Origin of the sequence: Haliovirga abyssi, assembly GCF_030295325.1 — a bacterium.
GTDB lineage: Bacteria > Fusobacteriota > Fusobacteriia > Fusobacteriales > Haliovirgaceae > Haliovirga > Haliovirga abyssi.
Genome location: NZ_AP027059.1, coordinates 92224 through 109412 on the forward strand (window position 1 = coordinate 92224; position 17189 = coordinate 109412).

A 17189-nucleotide genomic window follows, 5' to 3' on the forward strand; every position below is an offset into this window, starting at 1 on the left:
CGCTACTAACAGCAGAGCTGGCTTCTCTATCTCCTGTAAGTCTCATCCACCTCTTGCGGAACGTTATGTAACAGTTGGGACAAACTGTAAAAAAGAGGAGGGAAAACGTTGAAAATATTGGTATTGGGTGGAACTCAATTTGTCAGTTGGTATTTTGTTAAAAGATTTCTTGAAAATGGAAATGACGTAATTACCTTGAATAGAGGCACAAAAAAAGGTGTACATGGACATAAAATCGAAGAAATATATGCAAATAGGCATAATGCTGAAGAATTAAATACAGCACTTGAAAAAATAGAAGCAGATTATATTATAGATGTTTCCGGTTATACTGTTTCAGATGTAAAAAATAGTTATGAAGCAGTTAAAAATAAAAATATCGAAGGTTATATATTTATTAGTTCAAGTGCAGTTTATAAGGAAAGTGAAATATTCCCCATATGTGAGGATTTTTCTGTAGGCGAAAATAAATTTTGGGGAAAGTATGGAACAAATAAATTGGAAGCAGAAACTTTTTTAATTGATAAATTTAAACAAAATGAGTTTCCTGCTGTAATTTTAAGACCACCATATATTTATGGGGAGGGAAATAATATTTACAGAGAAGGATTCATTTTTGATAGACTAAAAGAAGAAAAAACTGTTGTAATTCCAAATAAAGGAAAAACATTGATTCAATTTATACATATTGAAGATCTTTTTCAAACTGTATGTAAAATTATTGAAAGAAAAATCAAAGGGGAAATATTTAACGTTGGGAACTATGAAGGGATAACTTTTAAAGGATGGGTTGAAAGCTGTATGAATGCTTTTGGAAAAGAGACAAAAATAATTGAATTAGACTATGAAAAGTACAAATATAATCCAAGAGATTTTTTTCCTTTTTATGACTATCAGTATTATCTGGATATAAGAAAAATTTCTGATATATATACTCCTCAAATATCAATGAAAGAAGGCTTAGAAAAATCTTTAAAATGGTATTTGGAAAATGAAGATAAAGTTATGAAAAGAAATCATTATTATGAAAATAGTGAAAAAATAATAAAGTAGCTAAAATAAGCCTGTCACATAAAACACTGCATATATGTTGGGTGTCATTCGGAATGATAAAAGTTATGTATTAATTCCTTTTAAAGATATAAATAAAGATGGGAAATATGAATTAAAAGAAATTATAAAATACAGAGATATTATTAAAAAAGCTAGAAAGGCAAAAATTGATTTTGATAAAAGAATTAATTGGAGCAGAAAAAATAAAAAAATAGAAGGAATTATCAATTTTAATAATCCGAGATATCCTGCTATTTTCCAATTTATTGCTGTTGATTCAAATGATGGAATAATAAATGTAAATATGAAAGAGTAAAAAAGGAGAGTGGAAATTTTGAAAAAAAATTTAAATTTAGTAACAGGATTGGTATTAGTATTAATGGCATTTGGATGTTCAAATGTAAAAAAACAGGCAATAACTAAAGAAAAAAAAGCACCTAAGGTAAAGAAGGTAATAACACAAAAGGTAGATTTGAAAAAATATCGTATAGATAATATTGAAGGAATGAAATTTGATGACTTTGTAAAAATTTTAAAAGGAAGTGAAATAAAAAACAGACAAAATATTGTAGATGCAAATTTTGATTTATTATTAAAAAGTAATAGTTTTCCTATAATAAAAGGAGAATTAGTAACTTTTGTGTACAAAGGGAAAACAAATAAAGTTGATGTAACAGGAGATTTTACAAATAATTTTAGTGGAAAGATACCTTTAGAAAAGATAAAAGGAACAAATTTATTTTATAAAACTATAAAAATATATATTAATTCTGCAGTAGAATATAAATTTGTTGTAAACGGTTCTTATGTAAATGATAAATTAAATCCTAATGTTTCGAATAATAGTTATAAAAATTCAAGGCTTCTAATGCCGGAGTATCAATTAGTTTCAGAAAGAAAAAACAGGGATAATATAAAAAAAGGAACAATTGTTAAAGAAATTTTTGAAAATAAAAGTTTGATTAGTGATAAAAATCTAAAAAGAAGAGTACAGATTTATTTGCCATATAATTATACTGAAGGAAAAAAATATAAAGTAATTTATTTTACTGATGGAAAAGAGTATCTAAAAGATGGAAATGCTAAAAATATTTTGGATAATATGATTTTTGATGGAGAGATAGAACCGGTAATTGGAGTTTTTGTGGATTCTATTGAGAGAGAGTCGGAATATATATATAATACGAGAGATGAATACATAAAATATTTTGTTGAAAATATGATGCCTAAGATAGAGAATAAATATTCTGTATCTAAAAATAGAAATGACAGAATTTTAGTTGGAGATTCTTTTGGCGGAGATTTTGTAGTTTATTTGTCATATAAATATTCGGATAAATTTAAAAATGTAATATGTCAATCGGGAAATTTGATGAGTTTATATGCAAAAGGATTTAATAGTGCAACAACTGTAGGAAAATTTGCAACTAAAGAGAGTATATATAATGAAATTTCACAAAATAGTAACTATCCTGTAAAAATGTTTATTACATATGGAGATTATGAAATAATTGGTAAAAACTCAAAAGTTTTATATAATTTATTGAAGAAAAATAAGACGGTGGATTCAGTAAAGCTTGTTTCATATCCACAAGGACACGGATTTTCATTATGGGGTGATACATTAAAAGAGGGGCTTATTTGGATTATTAATAATAAAAATATAAATAAAAAAGTTGTAGAAAAAAAGGAAGAGAAAAAAGTAGATGTTAATATAGAATGGTATACTCAAGAAAAACAAAATAAAATTAGAGATAAAAAGAAATATTATTTTGCAATAGGAAAAAGGTCGAAGGAGTTGTTTAAATACAGTTCTGGAGATGAAATTGTGGCTGATATTTTAAATAGTGATAGATATATTGAATTAAAACCAGAGGTAGATAATAAAATAACAATAGAGTTTCCAAATGAAGATTATTCTAAATATTTTATTTTTCCATTTTATGATATAAATGGTAATGGAAAAGTGGACAGAGAGGATATTTTACAACAATCTTATACTAAGGAGCATATATTAGGTGCAGGTTTTTCTTATTTTACAATAAAAGATTGGTTGTATTATGTTGGACTTACTGTTTTTAAATATGAGGATAAAGTAGTCCCATTTTTTGATTATAATTTTATAGATACAGAAGAAAATTCATGGATATATATATATCCGTTTTTTTAAAATGGTAGTGTCAAAAGTTTATGAAAACTATAGCGTGGATATTGGGTTTGCTGTTTTGCTCCCTTCTCCTAAGATAGGAGAAGGCTGGGGATGAGGTTAATTTCATCAAGTTAAGGATAATTTATAATTTTATATCGGGTTTGCCGTTGGCAAGCCCAGTTCTTAGCTTGATGATATTGGGAGTAAGGGAATGTATCGAAAAATTCTCGTTAATTCCGCCACATAACAGCAAAAACTTATTATTTGTCCTGCAAAATGGAATTTAAATGTTGGTATTTTTAGAAGTGAAAATATACCTGAATATTATTTGAAAATTAGAAGTTCTATTTTTCTTTTTCTTTAAAAATGCTTTTGACAAACAAAGATATTTATCTTATTTTAGGCTAAATTACAAGTTTAGCCTTTTTTATATCCAAACTTTAACCATTGCTATTTTTTAATTTTTTTATTACTTGAAAAAAATTAGTTTTTATAGTACAATTTAATGTATTTATATTCAAAAAAATATTTTTTTAGGAGAGATATAATAATGAAAATAGCAATAATAAATGGTAGTCCAAGAAGTGATGAAAATAGCGGGTTTATAGCAAAAAAAGCAAATGAATACCTAGAAAAATTAGGAGCAGAGAGTTCAATTATAAATGTAAACGAAGTTTTAAAAGATTTAGAATTTCCATTTTGTACCGCATGTACCACTCCTTGTATACAAAAGTGTGAAAATAATAGTCCTAAGTTAAAAGAAGCATTTGATATATTAAGAGAATCGCAAGGGGTAATAATGATATCTCCAGTTTACTTTGGAACAGTTACAGGGCAACTAAAAGCGTTTTGGGATTTAGGAAGACATCTTAGAAATGAAAAAGCTCTATATAAAAAACCTGGAATAGCAGTGGCAGTTGGAGCAAGTAGATTTGGTGGTCAAGAAACAACAGTTAGGACAATGATAGATATGATGTTAATACAAGGGATGAGTGTTACAGGAGATGGTTTTGATGATAATCTAGGGCATCAAGGTGTATGTTTTCAAAAAAAATCATCTGATGATTTAGAAGGAGTAAAAAGTTTAGAAAGAGGAACTAAAAGATTATTAGAAATATTAAGCTAATAAAATAATTAATCATTTTAGGGAGGGGAATAAAAATGGGAAATAAAGTACTGATTGTTGATGATATGTTATTTATGAGAGTAACTTTAAAAAAAATGTTAGAAGAAGTAGGATTTGAAGTTGTAGCTGAAGCTGAAAATGGAGAAGATGGAATTGCAAAATATAAAAAGTTTCTTCCAGATATAGTAACTTTGGACATTACTATGCCTGAAATGAATGGAATAGAAGCATTAGAAGAGATAAAAAAAATAAATCCAGATGTAAAAGTAGTAATGATTTCAGCAATGGGACAACAACCAAATGTTATAAAAGCAGTTAAACTTGGAGCAAAAGGTTTTATTGTAAAACCATTTAAAATAGAAAAAATAAAAGAAGCAATGTTACCTTTAATGGAAAAATAGTAAAAAATAGGAGGAATGGATGGAATTAAAAATATATAGGGATAGTAATTTTACTATACATATTCAGCTAAAAGAACAATTAAAAGGATTGATACTAAACAATATACTTGAAAATGGGATGCAGCTTCCAACAGTGAGACAACTAGGGGAATTTTTAAGAATAAATAAAAATACAGTCTCAAAAGTGTATAAAGAATTAGAAGTTGAAGGGTATGTTTATTCTGTAAAGGGAAGAGGAACTTTTGTAAGTAATACAGACAAACCTCAAAAAACAAGAGAATTTTTGAAGGTTGTGGACAGTATGTTGAATATGGGGATAAAAAATAGTATCTCTTTAGAAGAAATTTGGGGAATTGTATATTCTAGAAGTCAACATTATAAAGTGTTGCAAGGAGATATAAAAAAGAGGAAATTTGCTTTTATAGAATGTAATGATATTTCAACAAAAGATTTTGAAAAAATGTTAAAATTAGAACTTCCAGATGTAGAGATGGATGGAATTTTAATAGAAGATTTACAAAATAATTATGAGAAGGTAAAAAAAGAGGTAGAGGATATTCAATTGATAGTAATTCCTTATATTCATTATGAAGAAGTAAAAAAAGAGTTAAAAAATCTTGGTAAGGAAGTTATAATTATAGGTACAAATCAAACTTTAAAAATATTAACATCTAGCAAAAAAATAAAAAACAAAATAGTTGGGGTTATTGGATTTTCAGCAGATGATGAGATTGCAATATCTAGACAATTTAATAAGATAGATGTAAAGGAATTTAACTATTACGGAGGATTAGATGAAGTTGGCGAAGATAAATTAAGACCTTTTTTAAGGAAAGTTGATTCGTTAATAATTTGTTCAAGTATAATAGAGGATATTGTAAACAAATTAAAACCCAAAAAACCATATGTTCTTTTTGAAGGAAAATATGACAAAAATGATTTTAAGCCGTTAGTAGAGATATTTTCGCATAAAAAATAGAAAAAAAGATAAAATTTCTAGAATAAGGAACGTTTAAAAAATAATGTTCTCATATTTTGTTATAAAAACGTTTAAAACATTGCGTATTTTATAACAAAATGGGAATGTTATTTTTAAGCCATTCCTAACTTAATACAGGAGGAAACAAAAAATGGCAAAAAAACCAAGTAAAGTTGATAGTAATAAAGAAAAAGCATTAGATGCTGCTATAAAACAGATAAGAAAAGGCTTTGGTGACGGAGCAATTATGAAGTTGGGTGAAAACACAAAGATGAATATAGATGTTATACCAACAGGAAGTATAAATTTAGATTTAGCATTAGGGATTGGTGGAGTGCCAAGAGGAAGAGTTGTAGAAGTGTATGGTCCGGAATCATCTGGAAAAACTACATTGGCATTGCATATAATAGCAGAAGCACAAAAAAAGAATGGAGTAGCTGCATTTATAGATGCAGAACATGCCTTAGATCCTGAATATGCTAAAAATCTTGGAGTAGATATAGAAGAACTTTTAATATCTCAACCTGATACAGGAGAACAAGCTTTGGAGATTGCAGATATGTTAGCTAGAAGTGGAGCAGTGGATATAGTAGTTATAGATTCAGTAGCTGCATTAGTTCCTAAAGCAGAAATTGATGGAGAAATGGGAGATTCTCATATGGGGCTTCAAGCTAGATTAATGTCTCAAGCGTTAAGAAAACTTACAGGAACATTGTCAAAATCACAAACTTTAATGTTGTTTATAAATCAAATTAGAGAAAAAATAGGTGGATTTGGAAGTTTTGGACCAAATGAAACAACTACTGGAGGAAGAGCATTAAAATTTTACGCTTCAGTTAGGTTAGATGTAAGGAGAGTGGGGAGAGTAAAACAGGGTGAAGATATAATTGGGAGTGAAGTAAAAGTAAAAGTTACTAAAAATAAAGTAGCACCTCCATTTAAAGAAGCAAGATTTGAAATTATGTATGGAACAGGAATATCAAGAGCTGGAGAAGTTTTGAATATGGCAATTGATCATGATATTGTATCTAAAAGTGGTTCTTGGTTTAGTTATGGAGATATGAGATTGGGGCAAGGTAGAGAAAATGTAAAAGCTAGATTTATAGAAGAAAAAGAGCTATTTGCAGAGATAGAAAAAAAAGTATATGAAAAGCTTATGCCAATAGAACAGGAAGAAGTGAAAGATGAATTGCTTGAAAATAACGAAGATAATAAAGAATAAAGTTTATTTTACAAATGAAGAGAAAGAAGAGATATTAAATTTAAATAAATATTTATTGTATAAATATAAAATAGTAATAGGAAAAGAGATTAGTATAGAAGATTTTGATAAAATGGTAGAAGAGTTAATTAGAGAAAAGGCAATTTATCTGTTATCTAGAAGAGATTACAGTGAAAAAGAGTTAAAATTAAAATTAAAAGAAAAGTATAATTATAGCGAAAAAATAGATAAAGTAATGTCAGTTTTATTGGAAAGAGGATATATTGATAATTTCAGATATGCAGTTAATTTTATAGAAAACAAGAAATTTGGATATATAAGAATGAAATATGAATTGAATTTAAAAGGAATATCGGAAGATATGATTTCAAAAATATATGAAATTTCTGATTTTGATGAAAAAGAGTTTTTAAAATATCATTTAAAAAAAGTTAAAAATAGAGATAGAGAAAAAAAGATAGCATATTTAATGAGAAGAGGATTTAAATTTGAAGATATAACAAAAATGATAGGTCGTGATGAAGATGAATATTCGGACTCAATATGAAGAACTAGAATTGAAAATATTATCAAAATACGCTTCAAAATCAAAAGATTGTAAAGGGCGAGAAAAAGAGGAAGAACTTTGCGAAATAAGAACGATCTATCAACAGGATAGAGATAGAATAATTCATTCTAAAAGTTTTAGAAGATTAAAACATAAAACACAAGTTTTTATATCAGCTTATGCAGGAGATCATTATAGAACTAGGCTTACGCATACATTAGAAGTGTCTCAAATAGCACGAACAATAGCAAGAGGGTTAAGGTTAAATGAAGATTTGACAGAAGCGATAGCTTTAGGACATGATTTAGGACATACACCATTTGGACATTCAGGAGAGTCAATTTTAAATAAATTGGCTTCTTTTGGATTTAAACATAATGAACAAAGTTTAAGAGTGGTTGAAAAATTAGAAAGAAAAGGAAAAGGGTTAAATTTGAGTTTTGAAGTTAGAAATGGAATATTAAATCATACAGGAGATATTACTCCTCAAACGTTAGAGGGGCAAATTGTAAAAATTGCAGATAGAATGGCATATATAAATCATGATATAGATGATGCAATAAGGGCAAAGCTATTAAAAATAGATGAAATTCCAAAAGAGTATTTAGATATTTTGGGGTATAAACATAGTGATAGGATAAACACATTGGTAAAAGATATGATATTTAGTAGTTATGAAAAAGGGGAAATAGCACAAAGTAAAACTATAAAAACAGCTATGCTGGGGCTTAGAAGTTTTTTATTTTCAAATTTTTATTTAAAAGATGAAATAAGAGGAAAATTTAAAAAAGCAGAAAAAATCGTAGAGTTATTATATGATTATTATATGGAAAATCCAAATAAAATAGAAATAGGTTTTGAAGATGGAGAAATTGAAAGAAAAGTAGTAGATTATATCTCTGGAATGACAGATATTTATGCGATAAATAAATTTAAAGAGATATATTTACCATAAAGGAGTAGAAAGATATGAAAACTTTAAATATAGATAATGTAGAAAAAGGGATGGATATAGGAGAGAGCATTTTTGATGATAAAGGGAAATTACTTATAAAATCAGGGACTACATTAACAGATAGAATAATAAAAAAATTAAAATTAGAAAATAAAAAAACTATTAAAATACTTGAAGAAGGAGAAAAGGGGGCTGAAGAAACTGATTCTGTAGGTATGAGTTTTTTAAATGGATTAAAAAATAGATATGGAAGTATAAAAAATATAAAAGATAATAAGAACTCTAGTAAAGAGAAAAAAAACAGTTTAAAAAATAAAACTTCATTAGTTAGTAATAAAAGAGGGTCAACTGATAAAAATAAAAAAGCTCCAATAGTTTCAATTATAAGAAAAGATACAAAAGTATCAGAAGATGAAGTTAAAATTTTAAATGAATTTTTAAAAGAGTTGAAAAAAGATTTAAAAAAAATAGTTTTAGAGATAAAAGAAGAAGGAACAATAATTAAATTTAATTTAAATGAAAAAATATTAAAAATATTTAATAATATTATTACTAAAAAAACTGTTTTAAAAGCTCTTAAAAATTTAAAAAAATATGATGAATACTTATATTTACATGCCATATATGTATCATTAGTATCAATGGTTACAGGGGAAAAACTAGGGTATGATATTAGAATATTACAATCAATAGGAATAGCAGGATTGTTTTTAGATACAGGGATGTCTTCTGTTCCAAAAGAGATAATTAATAAAAAAGCACTACTAAAGCCAGAGGAAAGAGAAATTGTAAATAAACATCCAGCTAAATCTTATGCAATATTATCTAAAGTTTCAATAGCTACAGAAATTGCAAAAGAAATTGTTCTAAATCATCATGAAAGAGTTGATGGAACAGGGTATCCTAAGAAAAAAAATAAAGAGAAATTGTCTGAATATGTAAAATTGGTAACAATAATAGATGTTTATCACGCTTTGAGATCGGATAGACCATATCATAAAGCTAAAAATAGTAAAGAAGCTTTTTTTACAATATTTATGTATAAAGGAAAACAATTTGATGCAGATATATTAGCAGAATTAGTAAAATTACAAGGAGGAAATTAATGTTAAGAACGATATATGTTTATACAGCGGGAATATTATATTTAATTATGACTTTTTTAATACAACTGCCTATAGTTTTGTTTGTATATTATTTCGTTTCGAAAGAAAAAGGGATAAAGGTTGCAAGGAAATATGCAAAAAAATGGGGAAAAAATTTAATAGGGAGTACAGGTTGTGAAGTAGAAGTTATAATGAAAGATAAAAACTTAAAAGAGAAAATAGAAAATGAGACAATTGTAGTAGTCTCAAATCATCAAAGTAATTTTGATATACCGTTATTATTAGAATATTTCCCTAAAGATATTGGGTTTGTAGCAAAAAAAGAGATGGAGCATTGGCCTATATTAGGAGCTTGGATGAAAATGATACAATGTGTATTTTTAGATAGAAGTAATCCAAGAGAAGGAATAAAATCAATAAAAGAAGCAGTGAAAAAAATAAAAACTGGATATTCTATTGTGATTTTTCCAGAAGGAACAAGATCAAAAACTGGTGAAATTATGGAATTTAAAAAAGGTAGTTTTAAATTAGCTACTGATTCTAAAGTGAAATTAATACCTGTTACAATAAAAGGAACGAATAATATTCAAGTAAAAGGAAGTATGAAAATACAAAAGGCAAAAGTAAAAATTATAATAGATAATCCTATTGATGTAAAAGAGTTAGATAGAACAGAACTAAAAGAATTAAATGTAAAAGTAAAAGACATTATAGAAAAAAATTATAGAGGTAATTGATCAATAAAAAATTAAGGAGTATTAAAAAAATGGGATATTTTTATTCTATTTTTTTTAATACTCCAATTGACTAATCGGTCATAATGTGGTACATTATGACTATAGAGTCATAGGAGGAGAGATGAAAATCACAAAAAAAGAGTTGCTTTTAAATGCATCAGAAAAATTAATGTCAAAGAAAGGTTACGAAAAAACAACGGTGGAAGAGATTACAAATGAAGCTGGAGTAGCAAAAGGTACATTTTATATTTATTTTAAATCAAAAGAAGATGTACTATTTGAATTATTAGAATCAAGATTGGTTTTATACAAAGAACAGTTTGAAAAAGTTAGAGATAAGGGGGTGACGTTATATGAAAAAATATTAAATTTAACTATATTTAATATAGAAATAGCTAAAAAACAAAGTGATTTTTTTATGATTTATGTAAGAGAGATATTTAAAGCGGAAGAAAATGAGTTTAATAATAAATTAAAAAAAGAGTTGTTTAAGTTAGAAAATAGCGGCTCTAAATTAATGATAGGAATATTTGAAGATGCTATAAAAAAAGGGGAAATAAAAATAAAATATGAAGAAAGATTAGAAGATATAGTTTCTATTTTTAATTTTATGAGAAATCATATTATTAGAAAAAGATTTTTTATAGAAAAGAAAAATTTAACTTTAGAAGAGGTGGAAAGTGAAGCTAAATTTTTAATTGATATATATTTTAATGGAATAATTGAGGAGGTGCAGTAAATGAAAAAAATTTTTATGGTATTAGGAATAGTCATAGTTTCATTTAATACGTTTGCAATGGAATTAAGTGTAGAAAAGGCAGTAGGTATGGCTTTGAAAAAAAATATAGAGATAAAAAAAGCAGAAATCGATGTAGAAAACGCAAAATTACAAGTAAAAGAAGCTATAAAAGGGAGTTTGCCAAAAATAGGATATTCGTTTATTTATAATAAACAGCAAGATAAGATTAGTATGAATCAGCTTGTAGGAGGGACAAAATTTGTAGGGAATACATTAACAGGAATTCCAGTATATTCTGATGGTACTGTTAAAAATTTAGAAATAGCAAATTCAGATAATATCTATATGCATACTTTAACATTAACACAGCCTATTTATAATGGGGGGCTAGAAATAGCAGGTATAAAAAATTCTAAATTAGCAGAAAATATGAGTAAATATAATTTGACAAAAAAAGAACAAGATTTAAAAGTTCAAATAATAGAAGAATATATAAATATAATAAAATTAAAACATCAAAAAAACATTTTAGAAAACTCTATAAAAGAGATGAAAGAAAACAGAGAAAAATTAAATGAAATGTATAAAGAAAAAATGATAACAAAAACTCCAATATTAGATATTGAGTATGCTGTTATAAATTTAGAAGGGAATATGATAGGTGTAGAAAATGGGATAGAAATTTCTAAAGAGAAATTAAAAAATGATATTGGATTAGATGAGAGTGAAGATATTAAAGTTAGTGAATTATCAAATATATCAGTTGATTTTGATAAAATAAATTTAGAGGATGATATACAAAAAGCACTAGACAAAGGAATATCAGTAAAATTAATAGAAAATATGACAAAGCTTCAAAAAGCAAGTGAAGCTATACAAATGGCAGGGTTGTTACCTAAAATTAATTTTCAATTTAAATATAGTTCTCCAACTGGAGCTTTTAAAATAAGTGATTCTGTAAAATTAGAAGACTGGAATTGGAGTGCTGGAGTTTCATTTAATATGGATGTTTGGGATTGGGGTACAAATCTTAGTAAATTAAAAAGAGCTAAAAATGAAACTAAAAAGAAAAAATATGATGAAGAAAATGCAAAAGAAAATATAAAACTAGGAATAAAAAGTAAGTATCTTGAATTGAAAAAATTAAAAAAAATGTTAGAATCGAAAAATAAAGCAATGGAAAGTGCAAAAGAGAATTATCAATTGGAAAAACAAAAATTTGAATATAGTATTATATCAACTACAGATTTAATATCAGCAGAAAATAAATATAGAAGTTCAGAAATAGATGTAGATAATACAAAATTAGATTATTATTTAGCAGATTTAAAATATAAAAATATGATAGATGGGGAGGTAAAATAGATGAAGAATATAAAGAAAATTTTAATTGGAGTAATGGCTATAAATCTATTATTTGTATATGGATGTGGGAAAAATGCAAAAAAAGAAGGGGTGAAAACAGAAAAAATAGTAGTTGTGAGAACAGTGGAATTGAAAAAAATGGAGCTATCTAAAAGAATAGAGGTTGGAGCAGAAGCGAAACCATTTAAAGAGGTAGTTCAAATAACAGAAACAGGTGGAGATGTAAAAAAAGTAGATACAATAAATGGAAGATGGGTAAAAGAGGGGGAAACAATTGTAGAACTTGAAAATACTCAAATAGAAGCCAGTTACATGCAAGCAAAAGCAGCATATTTAAATGCAAAAGCAAACTATGAAAGAACAGAAAAATTTGCAAAAGATCAGCTTTTAAATAGATTAGCACAAGCTAGATTTGCACTTACATCTGCAAAAATGAATTTAGAGAAAGTAACTAAAGGGGCGAGACAAGAGGATTTGGATAGAGCTACATATGGAGTAGAAACAGCTAAAAAAAATTATGAAGTGATGAAATCAACTTATGAAAAAAATAAAAAATTATATGAAAAAAAATTGATTTCAGAACAAGCATTTTTAAATATAGAAAATGGTTATAAGTCATCTGAAAATGGATATAAATCAGCAAAAAAAGGGTTAGAACTGTTAAAAAAGGGAGCTCAAGTAGAAGATAGAAATACATTGAAAGAAGCAGTAAAAAATGCAGAAGATGGATATAATTTAACAAAAAAAATGGTAGATGGCAAGTCATGGAAATATGATATTCAAGCAGCAAAATCAGGATATATTCAAGCAGAAGCAATGTATAAATTAGCCAAAAAAAATTATAATGATTTAACTGTAAAAGCTAAAATATCAGGAGTTGTTATAAATCTTGATCTAAAAGAGAAAAATAGAGTTAATCCAATGACACCATTGTTTAGAATTGTTAATAATGATGATATGGTGCTAGAGGTTGGATTGGCGGAAAGTGAAATAGAAGGCGTTCAAAAATTTAATAAAGTAAGAGTGAAAGTTAAAGCTGTAAACAGCGAGTATGAAGGTCAAGTGTATGAGATAAATCCAGCAGCAGACCCTAAAACTAAAAAATTTAAAGTAAAAATTAAATTTAAAAATGTAGGACATAAAATAAAAAAGGGTATGTTTGCAAATGCTATAATTTTAGCAGGAAAACATGAAGCCTTAGTAGTTCCAAAAGCAGCAACAGTAGTAGAAAATTTATCTACTTACATATTTAAGGAAGAGGAGAATAGAGCTGAAAAAATTAAAGTTAAACTAGGAGACTCAAATGATAGATATCAAGAGATTATCTCTGATAATATTTCAGAAGGAGACAAAATAATAGTAGAAGGACAATTTATATTAAATGACAAAGACAAGGTGAAAGAGGTGAAATAGATGAAGTGGTTATCAAGTTTATCAATAGAAAGACCAGTTACAACAATTATGCTGATAGTTACAATGATTGCATTAGGATTAGTATCTTTAGTAGGTTTACCAGTAGAATTAATGCCAAACTTAAATTTCCCAGTAATAACAGTTGCTACAGGGTATTCTGGTGTTGCACCTCAAGATATGGAAGAGTTAGTTACCAAGCCCATAGAAAATGCAATTGAAAGCATAGAAGGTGTTAAAACTATGACTTCTTCTTCGAAAGAAGGGATGTCCCATGTTGTTGTAGAATTTGAGTGGGGAACTAATTTAGATTCGAAATCGATAGATATAAAAGATAAAATAAATTTGATTAAAAGGATGCTTCCAAGTGATATAGATGATCCAATAGTATCTAAGAGGAATATAATGAAGAATGAAGTAGCTATGAAATTAAATTTATCAGGAGGAAATTTATCAGATTTAAAAAAAATAGCTGATGATGTGTTAAAACCTAAATTTGAGAGAATTCCAGGAGTAGGCTCAGTTGATATATATGGTGGATTAGATAAAGAAATATTAGTAAAAGTAGATCCGTACAAATTAGAGAGTTATGGATTAACAGTTGATTCATTGATAAATTTATTAAGGACAGCAAGTGTAAATATGCCAGCTGGAAATATAAAAGAGGGCGGGAAAGAGTTTCTTGTTAGAATTTTAGGAAAAGCGGAATCTGTAAACGATATAAAAAATATTGTTATTTCGAATAAAAATGGTAATACTTTATATTTAAAAGATGTAGTAGATATTATGTTAGGGACAGAAGATAGAGATAACTATAATAGGTTTAATGGTAAAGAATCAATATCTCTAAATTTAATAAAAGAATCTGGTGGGAATACTGTATCAATAGCAGATAACGCAAAGAAAATGATGAAAACTTTAAAAAATGAATTGCCAGAAGGAGTAAAGCTTACAATAGGTCAAGATAAATCTACATATATAAAAGACTCGATGAGTATGGTAAGAGATAGTGCATTAATGGCGCTAGTTTTAGCGGCAATAATTTTATTTATATTTTTAAAAAATATAAGAGCAACATTAATTATATCTACTGCAATACCAACTTCTATAATTTTTACTTTTGTATTAATAAAATATAAAGGTATATCAATGAATTTATTATCCCTTGGTGGATTGGCACTTGGAGTAGGAATGCTTGTAGATAATTCGGTAATTGTACTAGAAAATATATATAGACACTTAACAGAGTATAAAAAGCCAGTAATAGAAGCAGCAAGAGATGGAGCAGCTGAAATGGGGTTGCCAATTTTAGCTTCAACTGCAACAACAGTAGCAGTATTTTTACCAGTAGCATTTACTAAAGGGATAGCAGGAGAAATTTTTAGAGATTTTTCATACACAGTTGCCTTTTCTCTATTAGCATCTATGATAGTAGCATTAACATTTGTGCCTATGATTTCTTCAAAAATATTAAAAGAGGGCAGAGAAACAAATAAAGAAGGAAAATTATTTGTAAAATTAAAAGAAAAATATTCAAAATGGATTGGGATAGCGTTGTCAAATAGATGGAAAACATTAGGAATAGCAGTTTTTATATTTGCAATAGTTATAACTGCAGGGATTAAATTTGTTGGATTAGATTTTTTCCCAAGTACAGATAGTGGAGAATATACAGTTACAGCAACTTTGCCAACAGGATTTGATTTAGAAAAAGCAAATAAGATAGGCAAAAAAATAGAAAAAATAGTAAAAGCAAATAAATATACTAAAAAATATATAACACAAGTAACAAAAAAAACAATAATAGTAGATGTAGAAACACCATCTAAAGATTTGAGAAAAGTGAGTATAGAAGATATAAGTTCAAATATTAGAGAAAAAATGAAAAATATACCTGACATAACTTATACAGTAAAAGGGTCATCCAGAGGTGGTGGCGGAGGTGGAGCTGCGATACAGGTTTCTATACAAGGTGACAATTATGTAATTCTAGAAAAATTGTCAAATAAAGTAAAAGAAAAAATAAAAAGTTTAAAAGGTATTGTAGATGTAGAAAGCTCATTTGAAGGTGGAAATCCAGAAGTGAGAATTAAAATAAACAGAGAAAAAGCAGAATATTATGGATTGAATATAAGTTATATATCTTCTATAATTAATTCGAAAATGGCGGGGATAGTACCTTTAAAAATTCAAAGTAGTGGACAAGATATAAAAGTTAAATTAATATTAAAAAAAGAATATAGAGACTCTATAAAAAAATTAGAAGATATATTAATATCTACCCGAAATGGAGAAACAGTTAGATTAAAGGAGATTGCAAATTTTGAACAAGGAGAAGGACCAACTCAAATACTTAGAGAAGATAAAAGGAGAGAAATAATAGTTTCGGCAAATAATTCAGGAATATCACTAGGAAATGCAACTAAGGAGATTACGAAAGCTATTAATGGTATAAAATTCCCAAGTGGATATTCATATAAGTTTGGTGGAAGTCAAAAAAGTATGATGGAAGCTATGCAAAGTTTAGTAGTAGCATTTTTAATTGCAATATTTCTTGTATATATGATTTTGGCTTCACAATTTGAATCATTTATATTACCGGCAATTATAATGATAAGTGTGCCGTTTTCATTAGTTGGAGTATACTTAGGGCTTATGATAACAGGATTTAGCTTAAGTATAACGGTAATGATAGGAATTATAATGCTAGCAGGAATCGTTGTAAATAATGCTATAGTTTTAATTGATTATATAAATTTATTAAAGGCGAGAGAAATAGATAGACATGAAGCTATAAAAAAAGCGGGTAAAACTAGATTAAGACCAATATTAATGACTACAACAACTACTGTTTTTGGAATGATTCCATTAGCAATGGGAATAGGTGCAAGTTCTGATTTTTATCAACCACTTGCAATATCTGTAATATTCGGATTAAGTGTTTCTACACTTTTAACTTTAATAGTAATACCGGTATTATATTCGCTGTTTGATGATTTTCATATATGGTATATGAAAAAAAGAGGAAAAGCGGAATAACAAAAAGGGGGTTATAAATATGTATAAAGGAATAAGAATAGTGTATGATTCAGTAATAGAAGATAGAATATTAAAAATATTAAAAAGTGAAAATATAGAAAAATATATAAAATTTCCTAAACTTGAAGGAGTTTGGGGAAAAGAATTAAGACATTTAAATTCTCATATATGGCCTGGTACAGATGGAATAATTTTTTTAATGTTACCAGAAGAAAAATCTGTAACTGTGTTAGATAAATTTAGAAACTTTAAGAAAAAATTGGAGATAGATGTTCCGTTTATGATAGTAGTATCGCCAATAGAAGAGATAATATAAAGAATGTAAAAAAGGGCAGATTTAAATATCTGCCCTTTTTTGATT

Annotated in this window: 16 protein-coding genes; all 16 read left to right on the forward strand. The window is 27.2% G+C overall.

Annotation, left to right across the window (positions count from 1 at the left end; all coding sequences use genetic code 11):
* Positions 1 to 108: 108 nt before the first annotated feature.
* Positions 109 to 1053: an NAD-dependent epimerase/dehydratase family protein gene (locus RDY08_RS00320; protein WP_307904451.1), complete on the forward strand. Its 945-nt coding sequence runs from the start codon at positions 109 to 111 to the stop codon at positions 1051 to 1053.
* Between the two features lie 34 nt (positions 1054 to 1087).
* Positions 1088 to 1369: a hypothetical protein gene (locus tag RDY08_RS00325; protein ID WP_307904452.1), complete on the forward strand. Its 282-nt coding sequence runs from the start codon at positions 1088 to 1090 to the stop codon at positions 1367 to 1369.
* A gap of 18 nt (positions 1370 to 1387) precedes the next feature.
* Positions 1388 to 3223 (forward strand): alpha/beta hydrolase-fold protein, encoded by a 1836-nt coding sequence (locus RDY08_RS00330; protein WP_307904453.1) that lies wholly within the window; start codon positions 1388 to 1390, stop codon positions 3221 to 3223.
* Between the two features lie 529 nt (positions 3224 to 3752).
* Positions 3753 to 4328 (forward strand): flavodoxin family protein, encoded by a 576-nt coding sequence (locus RDY08_RS00335; RefSeq protein ID WP_307904454.1) that lies wholly within the window; start codon positions 3753 to 3755, stop codon positions 4326 to 4328.
* A gap of 35 nt (positions 4329 to 4363) precedes the next feature.
* The gene (locus RDY08_RS00340; protein WP_307904455.1) at positions 4364 to 4729 is read left to right on the forward strand and encodes a response regulator; all 366 of its coding nucleotides are present in this window, start codon (positions 4364 to 4366) and stop codon (positions 4727 to 4729) included.
* Between the two features lie 19 nt (positions 4730 to 4748).
* A complete protein-coding gene (locus tag RDY08_RS00345) occupies positions 4749 to 5708 on the forward strand; it encodes a GntR family transcriptional regulator (protein ID WP_307904456.1) in 960 nt (319 codons plus the stop codon).
* 151 nt (positions 5709 to 5859) lie between these two features.
* Complete coding sequence (recA, locus tag RDY08_RS00350; protein WP_307904457.1) at positions 5860 to 6930, forward strand: recombinase RecA; 1071 nt, start codon at positions 5860 to 5862, stop codon at positions 6928 to 6930.
* Positions 6893 to 7477, forward strand: coding sequence for a regulatory protein RecX (locus RDY08_RS00355; protein WP_307904458.1), 585 nt, complete (start codon positions 6893 to 6895; stop codon positions 7475 to 7477). Before recA ends, RDY08_RS00355 begins: the two co-directional genes overlap by 38 nt.
* Positions 7455 to 8432 (forward strand): deoxyguanosinetriphosphate triphosphohydrolase, encoded by a 978-nt coding sequence (locus tag RDY08_RS00360; RefSeq protein ID WP_307904459.1) that lies wholly within the window; start codon positions 7455 to 7457, stop codon positions 8430 to 8432. Before RDY08_RS00355 ends, RDY08_RS00360 begins: the two co-directional genes overlap by 23 nt.
* A gap of 14 nt (positions 8433 to 8446) precedes the next feature.
* Positions 8447 to 9538, forward strand: coding sequence for an HD-GYP domain-containing protein (locus RDY08_RS00365; protein ID WP_307904460.1), 1092 nt, complete (start codon positions 8447 to 8449; stop codon positions 9536 to 9538).
* Entirely contained in the window at positions 9538 to 10275 is a 738-nt protein-coding gene (locus tag RDY08_RS00370; RefSeq protein WP_307904461.1) for a lysophospholipid acyltransferase family protein, read from the forward strand. The genes RDY08_RS00365 and RDY08_RS00370 overlap by 1 nt, the downstream gene beginning before the upstream one ends.
* A gap of 121 nt (positions 10276 to 10396) precedes the next feature.
* Positions 10397 to 11014, forward strand: coding sequence for a TetR/AcrR family transcriptional regulator (locus RDY08_RS00375; RefSeq protein ID WP_307904462.1), 618 nt, complete (start codon positions 10397 to 10399; stop codon positions 11012 to 11014).
* The gene (locus RDY08_RS00380) at positions 11015 to 12379 is read left to right on the forward strand and encodes a TolC family protein (RefSeq protein WP_307904463.1); all 1365 of its coding nucleotides are present in this window, start codon (positions 11015 to 11017) and stop codon (positions 12377 to 12379) included. It begins immediately after the preceding gene.
* On the forward strand, positions 12380 to 13792 hold the full coding sequence (locus RDY08_RS00385; protein ID WP_307904464.1) for an efflux RND transporter periplasmic adaptor subunit: 1413 nt from the start codon (positions 12380 to 12382) through the stop codon (positions 13790 to 13792). It abuts the gene before it with no gap.
* Positions 13793 to 16828 (forward strand): efflux RND transporter permease subunit, encoded by a 3036-nt coding sequence (locus tag RDY08_RS00390; protein WP_307904465.1) that lies wholly within the window; start codon positions 13793 to 13795, stop codon positions 16826 to 16828. It begins immediately after the preceding gene.
* A 19-nt stretch (positions 16829 to 16847) separates the two neighbouring features.
* The gene (locus tag RDY08_RS00395) at positions 16848 to 17144 is read left to right on the forward strand and encodes a PG0541 family transporter-associated protein (protein WP_307904466.1); all 297 of its coding nucleotides are present in this window, start codon (positions 16848 to 16850) and stop codon (positions 17142 to 17144) included.
* The last annotated feature ends 45 nt before the right edge of the window (positions 17145 to 17189 follow it).

Excerpts from the sequence above, each read along its gene's own strand:
- RDY08_RS00325 (WP_307904452.1), top strand. The coding sequence starts at position 1,088 with ATGTTGGGTGTCATTCGGAATGATAAAAGTTATGTATTAATTCCTTTT.
- RDY08_RS00335 (WP_307904454.1), top strand. The coding sequence starts at position 3,753 with ATGAAAATAGCAATAATAAATGGTAGTCCAAGAAGTGATGAAAATAGC.
- RDY08_RS00340 (WP_307904455.1), top strand. The coding sequence starts at position 4,364 with ATGGGAAATAAAGTACTGATTGTTGATGATATGTTATTTATGAGAGTA.
- RDY08_RS00345 (WP_307904456.1), top strand. The coding sequence starts at position 4,749 with ATGGAATTAAAAATATATAGGGATAGTAATTTTACTATACATATTCAG.
- recA (WP_307904457.1), top strand. The coding sequence starts at position 5,860 with ATGGCAAAAAAACCAAGTAAAGTTGATAGTAATAAAGAAAAAGCATTA.
- RDY08_RS00355 (WP_307904458.1), top strand. The coding sequence starts at position 6,893 with ATGAATTGCTTGAAAATAACGAAGATAATAAAGAATAAAGTTTATTTT.
- RDY08_RS00360 (WP_307904459.1), top strand. The coding sequence starts at position 7,455 with ATGAATATTCGGACTCAATATGAAGAACTAGAATTGAAAATATTATCA.
- RDY08_RS00365 (WP_307904460.1), top strand. The coding sequence starts at position 8,447 with ATGAAAACTTTAAATATAGATAATGTAGAAAAAGGGATGGATATAGGA.
- RDY08_RS00370 (WP_307904461.1), top strand. The coding sequence starts at position 9,538 with ATGTTAAGAACGATATATGTTTATACAGCGGGAATATTATATTTAATT.
- RDY08_RS00375 (WP_307904462.1), top strand. The coding sequence starts at position 10,397 with ATGAAAATCACAAAAAAAGAGTTGCTTTTAAATGCATCAGAAAAATTA.
- RDY08_RS00380 (WP_307904463.1), top strand. The coding sequence starts at position 11,015 with ATGAAAAAAATTTTTATGGTATTAGGAATAGTCATAGTTTCATTTAAT.
- RDY08_RS00385 (WP_307904464.1), top strand. The coding sequence starts at position 12,380 with ATGAAGAATATAAAGAAAATTTTAATTGGAGTAATGGCTATAAATCTA.
- RDY08_RS00390 (WP_307904465.1), top strand. The coding sequence starts at position 13,793 with ATGAAGTGGTTATCAAGTTTATCAATAGAAAGACCAGTTACAACAATT.
- RDY08_RS00395 (WP_307904466.1), top strand. The coding sequence starts at position 16,848 with ATGTATAAAGGAATAAGAATAGTGTATGATTCAGTAATAGAAGATAGA.